19 protein-coding genes are annotated in these 14,884 nt (G+C 53.3%); 4 read left to right on the top strand and 15 right to left on the bottom strand.

Going from position 1 to position 14,884, the window contains the following annotated elements; translation table 11 throughout:
* Window positions 1-5 precede the first annotated feature (5 nt).
* From ylxM to CAFE_RS06595, 13 genes are all read right to left on the bottom strand, one after another.
* Entirely contained in the window at window positions 6-368 is a 363-nt protein-coding gene (gene ylxM / locus CAFE_RS06540) for a YlxM family DNA-binding protein (protein WP_066647828.1), read from the bottom strand.
* 85 nt (window positions 369-453) lie between these two features.
* Window positions 454-1,113 (bottom strand): hypothetical protein, encoded by a 660-nt coding sequence (locus CAFE_RS06545; RefSeq protein WP_156990152.1) that lies wholly within the window; start codon window positions 1,111-1,113, stop codon window positions 454-456.
* Window positions 1,114-1,186: 73 nt separating this feature from the next.
* Window positions 1,187-3,565 carry an endonuclease MutS2 gene (locus tag CAFE_RS06550; protein ID WP_156990153.1) on the bottom strand — a complete coding sequence of 793 codons (2,379 nt, stop codon included), beginning with the start codon at window positions 3,563-3,565 and terminating at the stop codon, window positions 1,187-1,189.
* Window positions 3,566-3,593: 28 nt separating this feature from the next.
* Window positions 3,594-3,962 (bottom strand): ACT domain-containing protein, encoded by a 369-nt coding sequence (locus CAFE_RS06555; RefSeq protein ID WP_156990154.1) that lies wholly within the window; start codon window positions 3,960-3,962, stop codon window positions 3,594-3,596.
* A complete protein-coding gene (locus CAFE_RS06560; protein WP_156990155.1) occupies window positions 3,959-4,486 on the bottom strand; it encodes a GNAT family N-acetyltransferase in 528 nt (175 codons plus the stop codon). The genes CAFE_RS06555 and CAFE_RS06560 overlap by 4 nt, the downstream gene beginning before the upstream one ends.
* A gap of 4 nt (window positions 4,487-4,490) precedes the next feature.
* Window positions 4,491-5,255 (bottom strand): DNA repair protein RecO, encoded by a 765-nt coding sequence (gene recO / locus CAFE_RS06565; RefSeq protein ID WP_156990156.1) that lies wholly within the window; start codon window positions 5,253-5,255, stop codon window positions 4,491-4,493.
* Window positions 5,206-5,370, bottom strand: a complete 165-nt coding sequence (locus CAFE_RS19655) for a hypothetical protein (RefSeq protein WP_166525080.1) — start codon at window positions 5,368-5,370, stop codon at window positions 5,206-5,208. Before CAFE_RS19655 ends, recO begins: the two co-directional genes overlap by 50 nt.
* 130 nt (window positions 5,371-5,500) lie before the next feature.
* Entirely contained in the window at window positions 5,501-6,424 is a 924-nt protein-coding gene (gene era / locus CAFE_RS06570; RefSeq protein WP_233452735.1) for a GTPase Era, read from the bottom strand.
* Complete coding sequence (locus CAFE_RS20000) at window positions 6,405-6,920, bottom strand: diacylglycerol kinase family protein (RefSeq protein ID WP_156990158.1); 516 nt, start codon at window positions 6,918-6,920, stop codon at window positions 6,405-6,407. The genes era and CAFE_RS20000 overlap by 20 nt, the downstream gene beginning before the upstream one ends.
* 2 nt (window positions 6,921-6,922) lie before the next feature.
* Window positions 6,923-7,432 carry an rRNA maturation RNase YbeY gene (ybeY, locus tag CAFE_RS06580; protein ID WP_066647846.1) on the bottom strand — a complete coding sequence of 170 codons (510 nt, stop codon included), beginning with the start codon at window positions 7,430-7,432 and terminating at the stop codon, window positions 6,923-6,925.
* Window positions 7,433-7,435: 3 nt separating this feature from the next.
* Entirely contained in the window at window positions 7,436-8,395 is a 960-nt protein-coding gene (locus CAFE_RS06585; protein ID WP_066647848.1) for a PhoH family protein, read from the bottom strand.
* Between the two features lie 106 nt (window positions 8,396-8,501).
* On the bottom strand, window positions 8,502-9,680 hold the full coding sequence (locus CAFE_RS06590; RefSeq protein WP_066647851.1) for a sporulation protein YqfD: 1,179 nt from the start codon (window positions 9,678-9,680) through the stop codon (window positions 8,502-8,504).
* A 9-nt stretch (window positions 9,681-9,689) separates the two neighbouring features.
* The gene (locus CAFE_RS06595) at window positions 9,690-9,938 is read right to left on the bottom strand and encodes a YabP/YqfC family sporulation protein (RefSeq protein ID WP_066647855.1); all 249 of its coding nucleotides are present in this window, start codon (window positions 9,936-9,938) and stop codon (window positions 9,690-9,692) included.
* A 103-nt stretch (window positions 9,939-10,041) separates the two neighbouring features.
* Here CAFE_RS06595 and CAFE_RS06600 point away from each other — a divergent pair, with 103 nt between their 5' ends.
* Together CAFE_RS06600 and CAFE_RS06605 are read left to right on the top strand one after the other, a co-directional pair.
* Window positions 10,042-11,145 (top strand): hypothetical protein, encoded by a 1,104-nt coding sequence (locus tag CAFE_RS06600; RefSeq protein ID WP_066647858.1) that lies wholly within the window; start codon window positions 10,042-10,044, stop codon window positions 11,143-11,145.
* Between the two features lie 2 nt (window positions 11,146-11,147).
* Window positions 11,148-11,369 (top strand): hypothetical protein, encoded by a 222-nt coding sequence (locus tag CAFE_RS06605; RefSeq protein ID WP_066647860.1) that lies wholly within the window; start codon window positions 11,148-11,150, stop codon window positions 11,367-11,369.
* A gap of 52 nt (window positions 11,370-11,421) precedes the next feature.
* Here CAFE_RS06605 and CAFE_RS06610 read toward each other — a convergent pair whose 3' ends face one another.
* The gene (locus CAFE_RS06610; protein WP_066647862.1) at window positions 11,422-12,597 is read right to left on the bottom strand and encodes an HD domain-containing phosphohydrolase; all 1,176 of its coding nucleotides are present in this window, start codon (window positions 12,595-12,597) and stop codon (window positions 11,422-11,424) included.
* A 204-nt stretch (window positions 12,598-12,801) separates the two neighbouring features.
* On the opposite strand from CAFE_RS06610, the gene CAFE_RS19660 reads away from it, so the two are divergent.
* Window positions 12,802-12,975 (top strand): hypothetical protein, encoded by a 174-nt coding sequence (locus CAFE_RS19660; protein ID WP_166525081.1) that lies wholly within the window; start codon window positions 12,802-12,804, stop codon window positions 12,973-12,975.
* 31 nt (window positions 12,976-13,006) lie between these two features.
* On the opposite strand, the gene CAFE_RS06615 is transcribed toward CAFE_RS19660, so the two are convergent.
* Window positions 13,007-14,353, bottom strand: a complete 1,347-nt coding sequence (locus tag CAFE_RS06615) for a glycosyltransferase (RefSeq protein WP_083210183.1) — start codon at window positions 14,351-14,353, stop codon at window positions 13,007-13,009.
* 46 nt (window positions 14,354-14,399) lie between these two features.
* Between CAFE_RS06615 and CAFE_RS06620 the strand changes: the two genes are divergently transcribed.
* Window positions 14,400-14,879 carry a TspO/MBR family protein gene (locus tag CAFE_RS06620; RefSeq protein ID WP_066647865.1) on the top strand — a complete coding sequence of 160 codons (480 nt, stop codon included), beginning with the start codon at window positions 14,400-14,402 and terminating at the stop codon, window positions 14,877-14,879.
* Window positions 14,880-14,884: the final 5 nt, after the last annotated feature.

The raw sequence follows: 14,884 nt of genomic DNA on the forward strand, positions 1-14,884 counted from the left end.
TCCTCCTATTCGCAGAGCCTGCGGGTAATTTCCAAAATCTGCTTCGCGCTTTCATCAATTTCCCGCGCGTAAATATAGTGTTCGTTATATTCCCGGATGCGGCCCGCCGCCTCGTCGATTTTCTGAAGACCGTCCATCATTTCGCGGAATCTGCGGACAAGGCCGAGCTTTTGCTCCATTTCAAGGAGCAGCCCTTCGGAGCGCTTGACAAAGTCGCGCACACCTTGACGGGTGATGCCTTCGTTTTCCGCGATTTCGGAAAGGGACAGATCGTCGTCGTAATAATACTCGACGATCCGCCTCTGTTTCTCGGTCAGCATTGAACCGTAAAAATCGAGCAGAAGCGAAATATTCAAATCCTTCGCCATCTGACCGCCTCCGTTACGGTGTAAAGTTATTTCTCTTTACAGGCAATGATTATACTATAAAACCAAGGGGCTGTCAAGGGATATTTCACCCGGTGAGCCCCAGCTGGATTCTGAATTGAAGAACAAAAAGCTGATTCAGCAGTTTCATCTGGGTCATCCTGAGCTGCGCGGACGCGCCGGAGTAATCCACGCGAAACAAGGAGGCCGTATTGCAGGCCAGCGTGTTGTCCTTGCGGGCAAGAAGGGACGGCAGTCCTTTCTCCAGATAGTCCATGGCAAAGCCGACAGGAACAGGCAGCCGCCCAACGCGCACCGAGTTGACGGCAAACTTCATTTGCTCCGACGCCTGATCGAACGAAGGGGACACGTTCATCAGAACGCCGAACGTTTTGCCGCCGTAGCGCACGGGGGCATAGACATCCGCCGTGCCGTCCTCTCCCGCCGTGACGGAAACAGCCGTAAATTCCGAGCCGCTTGGTGCGTTTTTATCCTTTTGGATCAGAAAATTCAGCCAGCCGCTCACTTCCTCAGGCGTCAGGCTGACCTCTTTGCCTGCAACGGAGGCCGAAATCACCTTGGAAACCGCCGCGTCCGACGGCTGCGGCATAGAAGTTCCCGCGTTCGGATCGTTCAAAATCATCCAGCTGAGAATGCACAAGGCTCCCAACAGTACGACAAGAACCGAGAGAACCCCCGTCAGGACTCTGCTCCCCGTGCTTTTTCCCCGCATGTGTTTTGGCTGCATGGTTTTCCCTCCCATCATAATAACATTCAAATGGGCCGCTGCGGTTTAACGTCTGCGCTTTTTCTGTTCTGCGTTATTTGAGTTCCACAATCGTTACGCCGGACTCACCCTCTCCGAACGTGCCGAGGCGGTAGCTTCTGACGCTCGGATGATTCTTCAGGTGCTGCTGCACGGCGGCTCTCAGCGTGCCGGTGCCCTTGCCGTGAATCACGGTCAGCTGGTCGACCCCGCTGAGCAGCGCGGAATCAAGGAAGCGGTCCAGATTCATGACCGCCTCGTCCGCGGCCTGCCCTCTCAGGTCGCATTCCGTCGTCACCTTCGCCGTCGCGCGGGACGTCACGTTCCGGGTCACCCTGCCAACCGGCGCGCGCTGCGGTTTTTCCCGCAGAAGCCGGAGGTTCGAGACCGGAACGCGCGTCTGGAGAATACCGGCCTGAATCAGCGCCTCGCCGGAATCCCCTTCAGGCGGACGGATCACCGTGCCCTTTTTATCGAGATCAAAAATCAGCACGGCATCGCCCGCTTTGAGCGGACGCGGAAGGACATAGTCCCCGTTTCCCTTTTCGCGGACCGGGTCGGCTCCGTTTTCCAGTTCCCTCATGCCGGCGTTCATCCTCGCCTTTTGTTCCGCGGTCAGCGCTTTGTTCCGCTGCTTTTTCACTTCTTCCAGCTCGTTCAGAATAGAGTCGGCCTGCGCGCGGGTCCTTGCGACCAGCTGGGCCGCTTTTTCCCGCGCTTTCTCCAATTCGCCGTCCGCTTCCTTTTGGACCTGTTCCAGCTTTTCCTCCGCCTGACGGCGCATTTCTTCCGCCCGAAACCGGGCTTGCCGCGCTTCTTCGCGCTCACCCTCCAGCTTCTGGCGGCTGGATTCCAGAGTCTGCACCACATCCTCAAATCTTGTGTTTTCCTGAGAAACAAGGTCTTTCGCCCGTTCGACAACCGGATTCTCCAGTCCAAGGCGAAGCGAAATGGCAAACGCGTTGGAACGCCCCGGCACGCCGATCAGCAGGCGGTAGGTGGGCCGAAGGGTCTCGACATTGAATTCACAGGAGGCGTTTTCCACTCCCTGTGTTTGCAGGGCATAGGCTTTCAACTCCGCGTAGTGCGTGGTCGCCGCGATTCTGGCGCCCTTCGCGCGAAGGGCTTCCAAAATTGCCTCCGCGAGCGCCGCGCCCTCCACGGGATCCGTCCCCGCGCCGAGCTCGTCCAGAAGAATCAGGCTGCCCGGCCCCGCCTGCTTCATGATCTGTATGATATTTGTCATATGCGCGGAAAAGGTTGACAGAGACTGCTCAATGCTCTGTTCGTCGCCGATGTCTGCAAGGACCTGCTGAAAAACGGAAATCTCGCTCTCTTCCGCCGTGGGAATCATCAGTCCGCACATGGCCATCAGGGTAAGCAGGCCGACCGTTTTCAGCGAAACCGTCTTGCCGCCCGTGTTCGGCCCGGTAATCACAAGGGTGTCGAACCGTGTGCCCAGTTCAATATCCGTCGGTACCACGGCCTTGGGGTCGATCAACGGATGGCGGGCCTTTTTCAGCACGATCCGCCCCCGGTCGTTCACCTTCGGCATCGTTGCCTTCATCCGGTAAGCGAGGTCCGCTTTGGCAAAGATTACATTGAGTTCCACCGCCGTGTGATACCCGCGGAGAATTGTGTCGGCGAATCCCCCGGCTTCCGCGGAAAGCTCCGAGAGAATCCGCTCGATCTCCTTTTTTTCCTCCGACTGAAGCACCCGCACCTGATTGTTTAATTCGACGGCGCTCAATGGTTCCACAAACAAAGTGGAGCCGCTGGCGGATGTGTCGTGTACAAGGCCGGGCACTTCATTGCGGTATTCGGCCCTGACCGGGACGACGAAACGCCCCCCGCGGATGGTGACGATCGGGTCCTGAAGATATTTCTGATAGGACGCGGACCGGATCATCCTGTCAAGAACCTCGCGCGCTTTGGAGGATGCGTTTCGGATTTTTCTGCGGATTGCGGAAAGCGCCTGCGAAGCGCCGTCCGCCATTTCCTCTTCCGATAAAATCGCCTGATTGATGCGGTTTTCCAAATACTGATTCGGCATGAGCATGGAGAACCGGTCATCCAGACAGCTTTTCACTCCTTCGCTTTTGCTTCGCCATTCCACAACGGCCCTCAGCGTGCGCAGAAGCCCGGAAACCCTCAGCAGCTCCGCCATGGTCAGCATTCCTCCGGCCTGAGCCCTTCGCAGGGAATTCGTCACGTCGGTCAGCCCGCCGAACGGCGGGGCCCCAAAACGGGCCATCATCACATAAGCGTCGTCGGTTTCCTGCAAAAGCCTTCCGACTTCATCCGGGGATGTTGACGGCACCAGATTTTCCGCAATCCGCGCCGCGTCGTCGCACGCGGTTCTGGACGCAAGCAGCTTTAATATCTTATCCAGCTCCAGAGCCCGCGCGTGCTTTTGTATTCCTTCACTAGGCATGTATTTGTTTTTCCTCCCTTACAGGCCGCTACTCAGAGAACTCGTAACCATTTTCCCTAAGAGCCGCAACGGCTTGGTTCAGCTTTTCATCCTTCATCAGAATATAATCCGTGTCAAATGTCGACACCGCGAAAATACTGATTTCATTTTTCGCCAGAATTCCGGAGATCCGCGCCAGAATCCCAATCAGGGAAAAATTGAGAGGGCCAAGCACTTTCACACAGGCCCAGCCGTCTTCCCGGCTGACGCAGTGCTCCGGCACGTTTCCCGTCGGGCAGACCAGTGAAATTTCATCCCTGGTTACTGTAACGGAGACGAAGTCTCCGGAAAGGAAAGCATCCTTTATGTTTTGAATCCTACAGACCGTAAATCCGCCTTTTATCAATTCCAGCTTCATGTTTCACCATCCAGAAGTTTTTCGAAGCAGATAAAAGTTCCTTTGCAGAACGTCACATTCCCGGCCCTGCTATAACCCGCAGACTCATACAGTTTGACCGCCGCAGGATTTTTCGTAAAGGTATCGAGCCGTATGGTACGGTACCCAAGCGAATAAGCCCGCCGCTCGGCGGCCTCCAGCGTCCGCTTTCCCAAGCCCTTTCCCTGCGCCTGCGCCCCGACGCAAAGCCGGTGGATTACCCCCGGCGGGTCCACTCTACCAATATGCCACTCGACCGCTTTATATTCGGGCGATTGCTCCGCGTTCAGCACAACTGCGGAAACCGGTTTCCCGTCCATTGTCAAAAGCAGCATTTCACCCCGCTCAACGTCTTGCAGCAAAATCTCTCTGTCCGGATAACGCTCGTCCCACTGGTCGATGCCTTCGTCGCGCATTTTCCGCGTCGCGCCTGCATAAAGCGATAAAATCCACGAAAAATCCGACTGCGCCGCCAAACGGATTTTCAGGTTCTCTTTCCGTTCCATCTTTTTACCCTCTCCACCCGGTGTCCCCGGCCGTTGCGTGATAAAAGTCCAAAGTGGCAAAACCGCGGCTCAGCGTGCTGAGAACATAGGCTTCCGCGGCCCGCCCCAATTCTTCCGTTCCCTGCGGAGAGAGCGTGAAGGAAAAGGCTTTTTCCAGACTCGCGTAAATCGTATGCCGCAGACCTGCCATTGCGCCGCGCCCCAGTCGGACAGACGTTTCCCCTTGAGGACAGCCGCATTCTCCGCAGATAATTCTGCCGGAGACCGGAAGAAAATACATGGTATCCGATTCAAACCGCCCGCATTCCGAACACCCGACCAGATCGGGCTGATAGCCCGAAAGGGCCAGCATGCGCATTTCCACGACCGATTTGATAATGCGCGCGGGCCGGTCCCCGCGGCCAAGAAAATAAAGCGCGTTGAGAACCAGGCGGAGATATTCTCCGGCGGGCGAATCCTGCGGAGCAAGGGCAAGGGAAAGCTCGCAGAAATATTGGGCAAGCGAAAGACGCTCGATATCCTTCCGAAGGTCAAAAAACACTTCGATCGGCCGGGCGTCGTCGATTATGTATTTATCCCGCCCCTCAAAAACTGTGAAGCGGGAGTAACTGAAAAGCCTTGTCGCGGAAAGCCTGCCGTTTTTGGCCCGGCCCGGCCGCTGAACAAAAGCCCGCAAAATTCCTTTTTCCTTTGTGAGGACGGTGATCAGCCGATCGCTGTCACCCACGCATTTCTCCATGATAACTAAGCCCTCGGCGTCCGTCCTCATTCTGGTCCTCCCGCAACTGTTCCTCCTCGTCAACCTGCCGCAGCTGACTGTAGATCAAGTAATCCTTGACACTTCCCGTATGTTGAAAACTATCCCATGCTGTCTTCTTATCCAAGATTACCGCTCCTTTTTATGATACTATTCAAAGTATTTGCCTTTCGTCAGTATCTATGAGCGGTAAATAAATGAATTTACCCCATAAAATGACACAATTTTCAAGAAAAGTGTGCTTTCTAAAAAATTTGTCAGGCGTCGAATCCGGATGAGTCGTAGCCCATCATCCGCAGCGCGGACTGACGGTTGCGCCAGTTTTCCTTCACTTTTACCCAGAGCTGCAAATTCACCTTACAGCCGAAAAACTGCTCCATATCCTTGCGCGCATAGGTGCCGACCCGTTTCAGCATGTCCCCGCTTTTGCCAATGATGATCGCCTTATGGGATTCGCGCTCACAGTAAATGGTTGCGGTGATGTCGGTAATCCCGCCGCGGTCCGGCCGTTCCGCCATCCGTTCGACCACGACCCCGATCCCGTGCGGAATCTCAGCGCTCAGAAGCCGAAGAAGTTTCTCCCGCACAATTTCAGAGGCGATCACCCGTTCCGGCTGATCGGTCAGGGTATCGTCGTCAAAGAAATGCTCTCCGGGCTCCGCCAGGGCAAAAAGCTCCTTTTTCAGATCCTCAACTCCGCTGCCGGTCTTGGCTGACACGGGAACCACCGCCTCAAAATCATAAAGCCGGGTCACACCCGCAATCTGTTCCATCAGGGCAGTCTTGTCCTGCAGCAGGTCGATTTTGTTAATGGCCAGAATCGCCGGCATGTTCTGCGACCGGAACCGGTCGATCAGTTCCAGCGCGGAGCGGGAGGTTTTTCTTCCCGCTTCCACCACCAGCAGACAGGCATCCACGCCGGAAACGGATTCCAGAACGGAGCGCACCATAAATTCCCCCAGACGATTGCGAGGCTGAAGCAACCCGGGCGTGTCGATAAAAACAGTCTGCGTTTCTTCCTCCGTCAGGACGCCCATAATGCGTGTGCGCGTGGTCTGCGGCTTTTGTGAAACAATCGCTATCTTTTGCCCGAGCATGGAGTTCAAAAGCGACGATTTGCCTACGTTCGGCCTTCCGACAATCGCGATAAACGCTGATTTTTTACTTCCCTGTTCCACCAAAAAATCTCTCCCTATTTCCGTTTTTTCTTCTCCGCAGACGGTCGCGGATTCCAAGCGGTCCAAGCACGATATAAAAGACAGCAGCCGCCGTAAAGAGGGGCAGCAGCAAAAGCAGAATCGGATGCTGTGTAAAATGCCAAAGAATCTGCGCGAAAACATTTGGCTTCCAGAAAAGGCATACACCGACCGTAACGGAAAACACGGCGCACACAAGGACTCCGCCGGACGCCATGTCCTTCACGATGCGCACAACGGGGTTGAAGCTCGCCGCGTTCAAATCGCACAATTCTTCCGCAACCGTATTGAACAGCTCCGCCGCGAAAACCAGCGCAAAGGTTAAAAACAGTACGGCGTATTCAACCCGCGTCAAATGAAAAAAAAACGAAAACACAAACACATACAGCGCTATTGCTGTGTGTATCCGCATATTTCGCTCATTATTAATGCAGTAAACAATCCCGCGAAACGCGTACTTAAAGCTTTTTAAAAAGCGCAATCCTATTCCTCATCCTCGTCCAGAACATAACTGGCCGTGCTCGGCAGACCGAGCTGCATCATGACTTCTTCTTCCTTTTCGCGCATACGGACTCGCGCGATACCGCCCTTTTCGTGATCGTATCCCAAAAGGTGCAGCATGGAGTGCGCCGTCAGGTAACCGACCTCACGCTCCAGAGAATGCCCGTAACGATCCGCCTGTTCCACCGCCTTTTCCATGGAAAGGACAATATCCCCAAGAATTTTGGCGCCGGTCGCATGGTTAATATCATAAACGCCGTTTTCGCCCATGGGGAAAGACAGCACGTCCGTCGCAGCATCCTTGTCTCGGTACTGCGCGTTCAGCTTCTGAATCTGCTCGTTGTCGACAAAAATCACGCTGATCTCCGCCGGGCCTTCGAATTTCTCCAGCTTCAACACGGCATTGCAGCAACGGCGTACCAGCATGCGCAGCCCGGTCGGTATTTTGACCGCTTTCTGCTTATTGTCAATAATCACTCTTATTTTCTCCAACTTCTATCGCCCCGCTTCTTCATTTTTTTCATATGCCTTAATAATATCCTGCACCAGACGGTGGCGCACAACGTCTTTTTCCGAAAAACGAACCTGTGCAATATCATCAATGCCCTTCAGAATATGAAGGACGTCGCGCAGCCCCGATTTTCTGCCGTCCGGCAGGTCGATTTGCGTGATATCGCCGGTGATCACCATCTTGGAATTAAAGCCCAGTCTTGTAAGGAACATCTTCATCTGCTCGGGCGTCGTGTTCTGCGCCTCATCCAGAATGATGAAGCTGTCGTCAAGCGTTCTGCCGCGCATATAGGCAAGAGGCGCGACCTCAATATTGCCGCGCTCGACATATTTCTGATAGGTTTCGGCACCCAGCATGTCAAAAAGAGCATCGTAGAGAGGACGCAGATAAGGGTCCACTTTCTGCTGCAAATCCCCCGGTAGAAAGCCCAGCTTTTCCCCGGCTTCCACGGCAGGGCGGGTCAGGATGATCCGATTGACCTCCTGCGCGCGAAACGCCTTGACAGCAAGCGCCACAGCCAGATAAGTTTTCCCCGTTCCCGCCGGCCCGACGCCGATTGTAATCGTATGGCTTTGAATCGCCTGGCAATAGCGCTTTTGCCCCAACGTTTTCGCCTTGACCGGTTTTCCTTTGGAGGTGATGCAGATGCAGTCGCCGGCGAGAGTTTCTATTTTGCTTTCACTTCCCTCGTTGACAAGGGAAATGCAGTAGCGGACATTCTGTTCACTCAGCGCTTCTCCCCGGTTAATCAGCGACAGCAGACTCTCGATCGCGCGGACCGCCTTACCCACGCCGTCCGGCTCGCCGGAAACCTTCATTTCACCGCCGCGGTAGACGATGGAGACGCCGTACTCCTGTTCGATAATCCTGATATTTTCATCAAAACTGCCGAACAGTGCGACAGCCTGCTCCATGCGGTCTATATTGATCCTTTGTTCAAACATCCCATCACCTAAAGCCCTGAGCAGGAACAAAATTCCTGCCGGATAGATTTTAGTTTATTATAGCACAATTATAGGATTTCGTCACCATAAAATATACAAAATTATATTACGATTTTATTAATATTTCCGACTCTTTTGCAATGTTTTCCTCGCATTTCAGAGTGACGGAATAAATAAGTGTTTCTTTTTCCGTCCTGTCGGATGCGGAGGAGCTTAAAATCTTTGTGCCCTGAGGCAGATTTTTTTCATATTCGGCGAGATCTTTTTTCGCCTCGGCGACAGCCTGCTGCCTTGTGACTGTTACGGGGACGGTGCGCATCCCGGTCCAGTCCTCCTCGTAAAGGCTGACGGGGAGAAGAGTGCCGAAAAGCCTGACATCCGTTTGTGTTCCTGAAACATCGCAATCTCCCTTCGGCTTTCCGGTCAGCGTAAGCGGGATATTAGCCCCAAACAGCCGCAGGCTCCTGCGAACCGCAGTGAAACCCGTGGATTGCCGAACGCTCCGCCGCAGCGGAATCCGAAACTCGCAGGAGCGAGAAGTTTCCGCGATGATTTCCGCCTTCGCATGAACGAACGTGCTTCCTCCGAATTCGTCTTCCACCACGCCGCTGACCAAAAGCTGTCCCTCTACCACGGCATCTCCTTTTTTTACCTGCGCCGTGCCGGAAAAAATCCGGATTGCGACGATTTGCCCCGTCGACGCCGCTTTCACGTTGCAGACGCCGCTTTCCTGTTCAATCTCCGGGCGCTCCGTCTTTTCCTGAATACAGACCTGCATGGTGCAGCCCTGCGTATTAATGGTCATCCAACGGATCTTCGGAAACATCAGTATCAGCTTCTGTTCAATTCTTTTCGTGTCGACGTCTGAAATTCTTGCCCCGGGATAAAGACCGTTTTCGGTAAGCGCGGACAGCACCGCTCTGGAATCCAGCGTAGTATTTCCCGTGACATCGATGCACCAGACATGCAGGGAAAGCAGAATCAGAATCACGGTAAACGCGGCTGTTCCGAAAACAATCCCTCTGTGGGTGCGCGTTCTTCGAAGGAGAAACGGTACGCCCCGGCGTTCCCTGACGCGAAGGCGGCACCCGGCTTTGCGCGCCATAAAGCGCAGATTTCTGTACAGACCGGCGGAGACGCAGGCTCCGCTGTCGCTGCGGGAACTGATGTTCCACAGAATGATCCCGGACCTGGCGCAATAGCTGAAAAAGCGTTCCGGGCTGCCGCCGATCACCGAAAAACGGACATATCCCAGAATCCATCTGGTAATTTGAAGCGAAAACATCACAACACCTCAGACCAGAAATTCAATTCCCGTAAAAAAACCCGTTACCACAAGAGATTCCGCTGTAAGGCATTTGATCGTCAGGCCTCTTCCGGTGAAACGGACAACCAGTTTGCCCGTACGGATGCGAACCACGTCCGAGTCATACTCCAGCACACCGCTGCACCCGTCCACCACAGCTTCCGTATTCCCGTTAATCTCCATATGAGTTGGCATGCCGAGTCCGGCGCGAGCCAGCAAATTGTTTTTGTTCCCCAAAGTGATCCCCCGCTCCCGTTGTGATTACACCTAATGCTATGCGGAAAAAGGGGTAAATATCCGCAGGGACACATATACATAAACGATGGGGTGATTCATTATCATGAGGATTAAAACCGGAGCGCTGCTTCTCGCAGCGCTGACCGCCGCCTGCGCGCTGCTGATTTTCCCGGTACAAGCGGCACAGGGCGCAAAAAACGGCATCGGTTATTGTCTGGAAGTTCTTGTTCCCTCCCTTTACCCGTTCATGGTGCTTTCCGTTTTTATTGTTAAAAGCGGCCTTTCACGAAAAATCAGCGGGATCTTTGAGGGCCCCACCCAAAAGCTGTTCCGCCTGCCGGGCAGCGCGGCCCCCACCGTGCTGATGAGCCTGATCGGCGGGTACCCCGCCGGGGCCCGCTCTGTCGCTTCCCTTTATGAAGACGGCGAAATCAGCCAAAAACAGGCAGAGCGTATGCTTGGGTTTTGCGTGAACGCGGGCCCGTCTTTTGTGATTACCGCCGTCGGCGCAGGTTTTTTAAAAAGCCCGCAGGCGGGCGCCATTCTGTTCGCCGCTCAGGGAATCGTTTTTCTGCTGCTTGGCATCGGCAGCGGGCTGACCGCAAAAAGAGAGGCACCGAAGCTCGGCGGAAAAAGGGCAAAAGCATACGGCGCGTCCCAGGCCCTGATTACATCCGCGGCCGATGCGGCTCACTCCACAATCAACATGTGCTGTTTTGTCATTTTGTTCGCAGCTTTGATGAATCTCATCAGGATGGGCTGTTCCGACCCGGCCCGCTCGGCAGCTCTTTCCGCTTTGCTGGAGGTAACGGGCGGATGCTCCGACCTGGCCCGTCTGGGCGTTCCCCCCTGGGTCTTTTCCGCCGCCATTGGCTGGGGAGGAATCTGTGTTCATTTTCAGGTTTTGTCGACCTTGACGGAACTGAAAATCAACAAAGCGCGTTTCGTTCTGTCCCGTTTCTTCCAGGCGGTTCTTTCCGCGGCCGTTTCCTGGGGTCTGATGCTTTTATTTCCGGAAACAGAGGCGGTCTTCTGCAGTTTTGCGGGTCCTGTCAGCGGCGCGCTTTCGGCCGCTCCTCCCGCTGCCGCCGCCCTCCTTGTTCTCTGCTCCGCTCTGCTGCTGAGTATTCCTCGGAAAGGGATGGAAATCGCGGAAAAGGGATGCTATAATGAAAGCATTATCAATCGGAAAACCGGAGGGATATGAAGATGTTCGGACGAAAAAAGAAACCGCTGTTTGGAAACGACATTCAGCCGGACTGCAGCTACTGCGTCCACGGCCCAGGACCGGCGGAGAACTGCGACTGCCGCCAGCCCGGCGAGGATGAAAACCCCGGATCATGCCGCGCGTTCCGATATGATCCTCTTCTTCGCGCGCCTTATGCGCCTCCGCCGCTAAAGAAACACGACCCGGGCGAATTTGAGCTATAAAAACGAGAACCGTCCTTTCCTGAGGCTGGAAAGGACGGCTTTTTTGAGTTTTTCAGAAAATTGAATTGATATCCTCCACCACTGCCGATTCAATCAAATGATTTCCCGCCATATCCTCCATAATACGGATAGCGTCCTCGTGCGATAATCCTCGTCGGTAGGGTCTGTCTTCCGTCAGGGCCTGATAAATATCCACACAGGCAAGAATTCTTGAATTAAAATCCAGCCGGTCTTCTCCGAATCCATACGGATACCCCGTCCCGTTCAGCTTCTCGTGGTGATTGGATGCCCATTCCGTAATATCTTCAAACCCATTGATCATCTCAAGGACTTTTCTGGTGTAATAAGGATGCGACTGGATCACACGGAATTCTTTTACGTCCAGCTTTCCCGGTTTATCCAGAATCTCATTCGGTACCGCCAGTTTTCCAAGGTCGTGCAGGTCGGCCGCAATCCTCATTTTCCAGTAGGTGGTATCGTCAAACTCATAGTACTGGCAAATCATCCCGACCTTTTCGCTGATTCCGCGGGAATGAGAACCGGTAAACGGGGATTTGGCATCGATGATGTTACTGAAAATCTGTGAAATCGTTCTGATCTTCTGAAAATCAAGTTCACGGGAAACCTTTGGCAGCATGGATACCAGAGAGCTTTGAACAAACATATCGTCCATTCCAAGCCAGAACTCCATGTATCTGCTCATCTCCAGAAACGCCTCGCGGACGACAGGGTCAAAAATGCGCGCTTCCCGATTGATCTGAGCAATGATTGTGTCCGAAGTATATCCGTACGCATACCGGATCGCCACACGGTCCGCGAGCGAAATCACGCGGGAATAGAGGGGAATGTCTCTTCCTGAGATGCCGAAAAAACCGCTTCCGTCATAATGCTCATGATGATACAGAATCACGTTCTTTTCCCGGTTCAGAAAAGGAAACGCGGCGATATTCTTTTCGCCCTCCACGCAATGCGCGGGGTTTGTCTCCGTATTGAATTTTTCGCGGGACGGCGAATCAAGCAAAGCCTTCATAACCCCGTTGTCATGAAGCAGGGAAAATGAAATCAAATCAAACAGATTCTCATCCGGCATGGAAAGCGAAAGCGCGATTCTGCCGGCGATATATGCTACCCTCATTCCATGATTATAGTTATTCCGAAGAACCCCTTTCTCCGCGAAGTCCAGCGTTCTGGATAAAGAAATCAGAAATTCATTCACATTTATTCGCATGATCTCAACATCCTAAAATCTTTTATAGCTAAAGTAATTATAACAGTTTTTTAGGTTTGATATTTCCACAATGTAGATTAAACGACAGCATTCGGCAATAAATGGAAAAAAATCTAACCCGATTTTTTGGAGATATTAACAAATGCGCCTTCTAATTTCAAAAAATCGGTTCATACTAAAGCAGAAGAGAAAGGAGGGATTTTCATGCAGCATTACGAAGATTTGTACGGTCTGATACGCCAGGACCCGGAAGCCGACCGGTATTTTCGTTCCCTTCCGAATTTCGTCCGCGAATCAATCAGCCAGCGGGCCCAAAGCATCAATTCCATAGAAAGCCTGCGTGACTACGCGGAAAATCTAACCAGGGACGACGAATAACATGCTGAGTCCAACGGGTCCGCAGGACCCTTTACCGCTGCGAACTACAAAAATTCCAGATTGCTTTCGCGGCTTCCGTCTCTCCATCTATTTCGGTCAGCAGCTTCTGTAAAATTTGCATCTTGGAACGGTAATGAGGGTCCGTGCCGACCGTTTTCAGCGCACCGCAGATTGCGTCGGCCTTCCAGCGCCGGGACGGAAGCCTGACGGCCGCCCCGAATGAAACAATATGCTCCAGATTGATCTGCTGCTCCGGCTGTACCGCAAACCCCACAACCGGAGTACCGCTTGCAACCGCCGTCTGAAGCGTCCCCTGTCCCCCGTGGCTCAGAACCACATCCGCCATTTTATTCACCTTCAGAGCCGGAACAAACGCGTCCGTCAGGTACAGGTCCGGGCTGCCGCCCGCAACGTTTTTCGCTTCCTGAAAAGGGCATACGGAAGGCGGGCACAGGACCACGGAGGTACAGTTTTCCATCCTCTTTAATGCGCGGATCGCCTCAAGTAAAAAATCTTTGCCTCCGGAAGAACCAAGCGTACAGAAAATTTTCAGCTTTCCGGAATCCGGTTTCAACCGCCTTTGTATTTCCGGATCAATCTCCGCATCCCGGGTCCCTTTCGGATACAGCGGTCCCGTCACGGCAAAATTTTCCGGAAGTGGTTTTCCTTCATAAAAAACCGAAAAATCGTTGATGATCGTAAAATCCGACTTGAGCATATCGAAGAGATTCTCAGGTCGGTTTTCTTTCCCTCCCGCCAGTTCAAACGCCCGGATCAGATTCTTCTGACGCAGAAGCGGTATTTTCAATTTCAGGGATTTGGGAATAGCCGCCATAATTTTCATCCGGACCGTTTTGGGGAGCAGAGTCAGCGGCCCCACGAAATCCGGAAGATCTTGAAGCAACCATGTAGAAAACGCTTTCGGTTCAAACGGAACCGGAAGATAACATATTTCCGGAGTACCGGTCAGCTTTGCCGCCATTCCTGCAACCGGCCAGAATCCGTGAATCACGAAATCCGGCCGAATCTCCAACATTGCTTCATATTCCCCGCGAAGCAGTTCGGCGGCCAGACCCGCATCCCCCACAAATTCAAGCGCCGAAGTCTTCAAATCCTGCCGGAATCCGACTCCCGGCAATGCGGGCTTTGCAGGTGTGACGGAAAAACCGGCTTCGGCGAAGGCTTCGTCAAAGCGTCCGCCGTGGCTTAGAAAGATGATTTCCGGGCTTAACCCCGGCGGGCACTGCCGCCTAAGTCCCCGCGCCAGCTCCAGCGCGCGAGTCGCTTCCCCGGCATCCTGGAACAAAGAACAAAAAACGATGCGTACCTTCTTTTCCCCCATTTTATAAATCGCCTTTCTCGCTCTCGGACGTGTCATTATATTTGTTCTCCAGAAGTATATATTACTCCGAGGTGATTGCATTATGATTATTTCCTGGAAAAAATTAAAAGTTCATCTGATCTCGATCCTGTTTGCTGTCGGGGTTGGCGCACTAGCCGGTTTTCTGACCAGAAACGGGATGACTGCGTTTGAGGCACTGAAAAAGCCGTCTTTGACGCCGCCCTCAGCAGTATTTCCCATCGTGTGGACCGTTCTTTATGTGCTGATGGGGATCAGCTCAGCCATGATTTATCAATCGGATTCCCCCGGCAGAAGAAACGCGCTGATTTTCTATGCGGCTCAGCTTGTCGTCAACTTTTTCTGGACTATTTTTTTCTTTTCCCTGAGAGCCTACTGGTTTTCCTTTTTCTGGCTTCTTCTGCTTCTTGGCCTGATCATCGGCATGGTCGTGACGTTTTGGAAAATTAATAAATCCGCAGCGCTTCTGCAGCTGCCCTATTTGCTTTGGGTCGTTTTTGCCGGCTATTTAAACCTGATGATCGCCCTGTTGAACCGGACATAAGCGAA

The sequence above is a fragment of the Caproicibacter fermentans genome, from assembly GCF_009746625.1.
In the GTDB taxonomy this organism is placed as follows: domain Bacteria; phylum Bacillota; class Clostridia; order Oscillospirales; family Acutalibacteraceae; genus Caproicibacter; species Caproicibacter fermentans.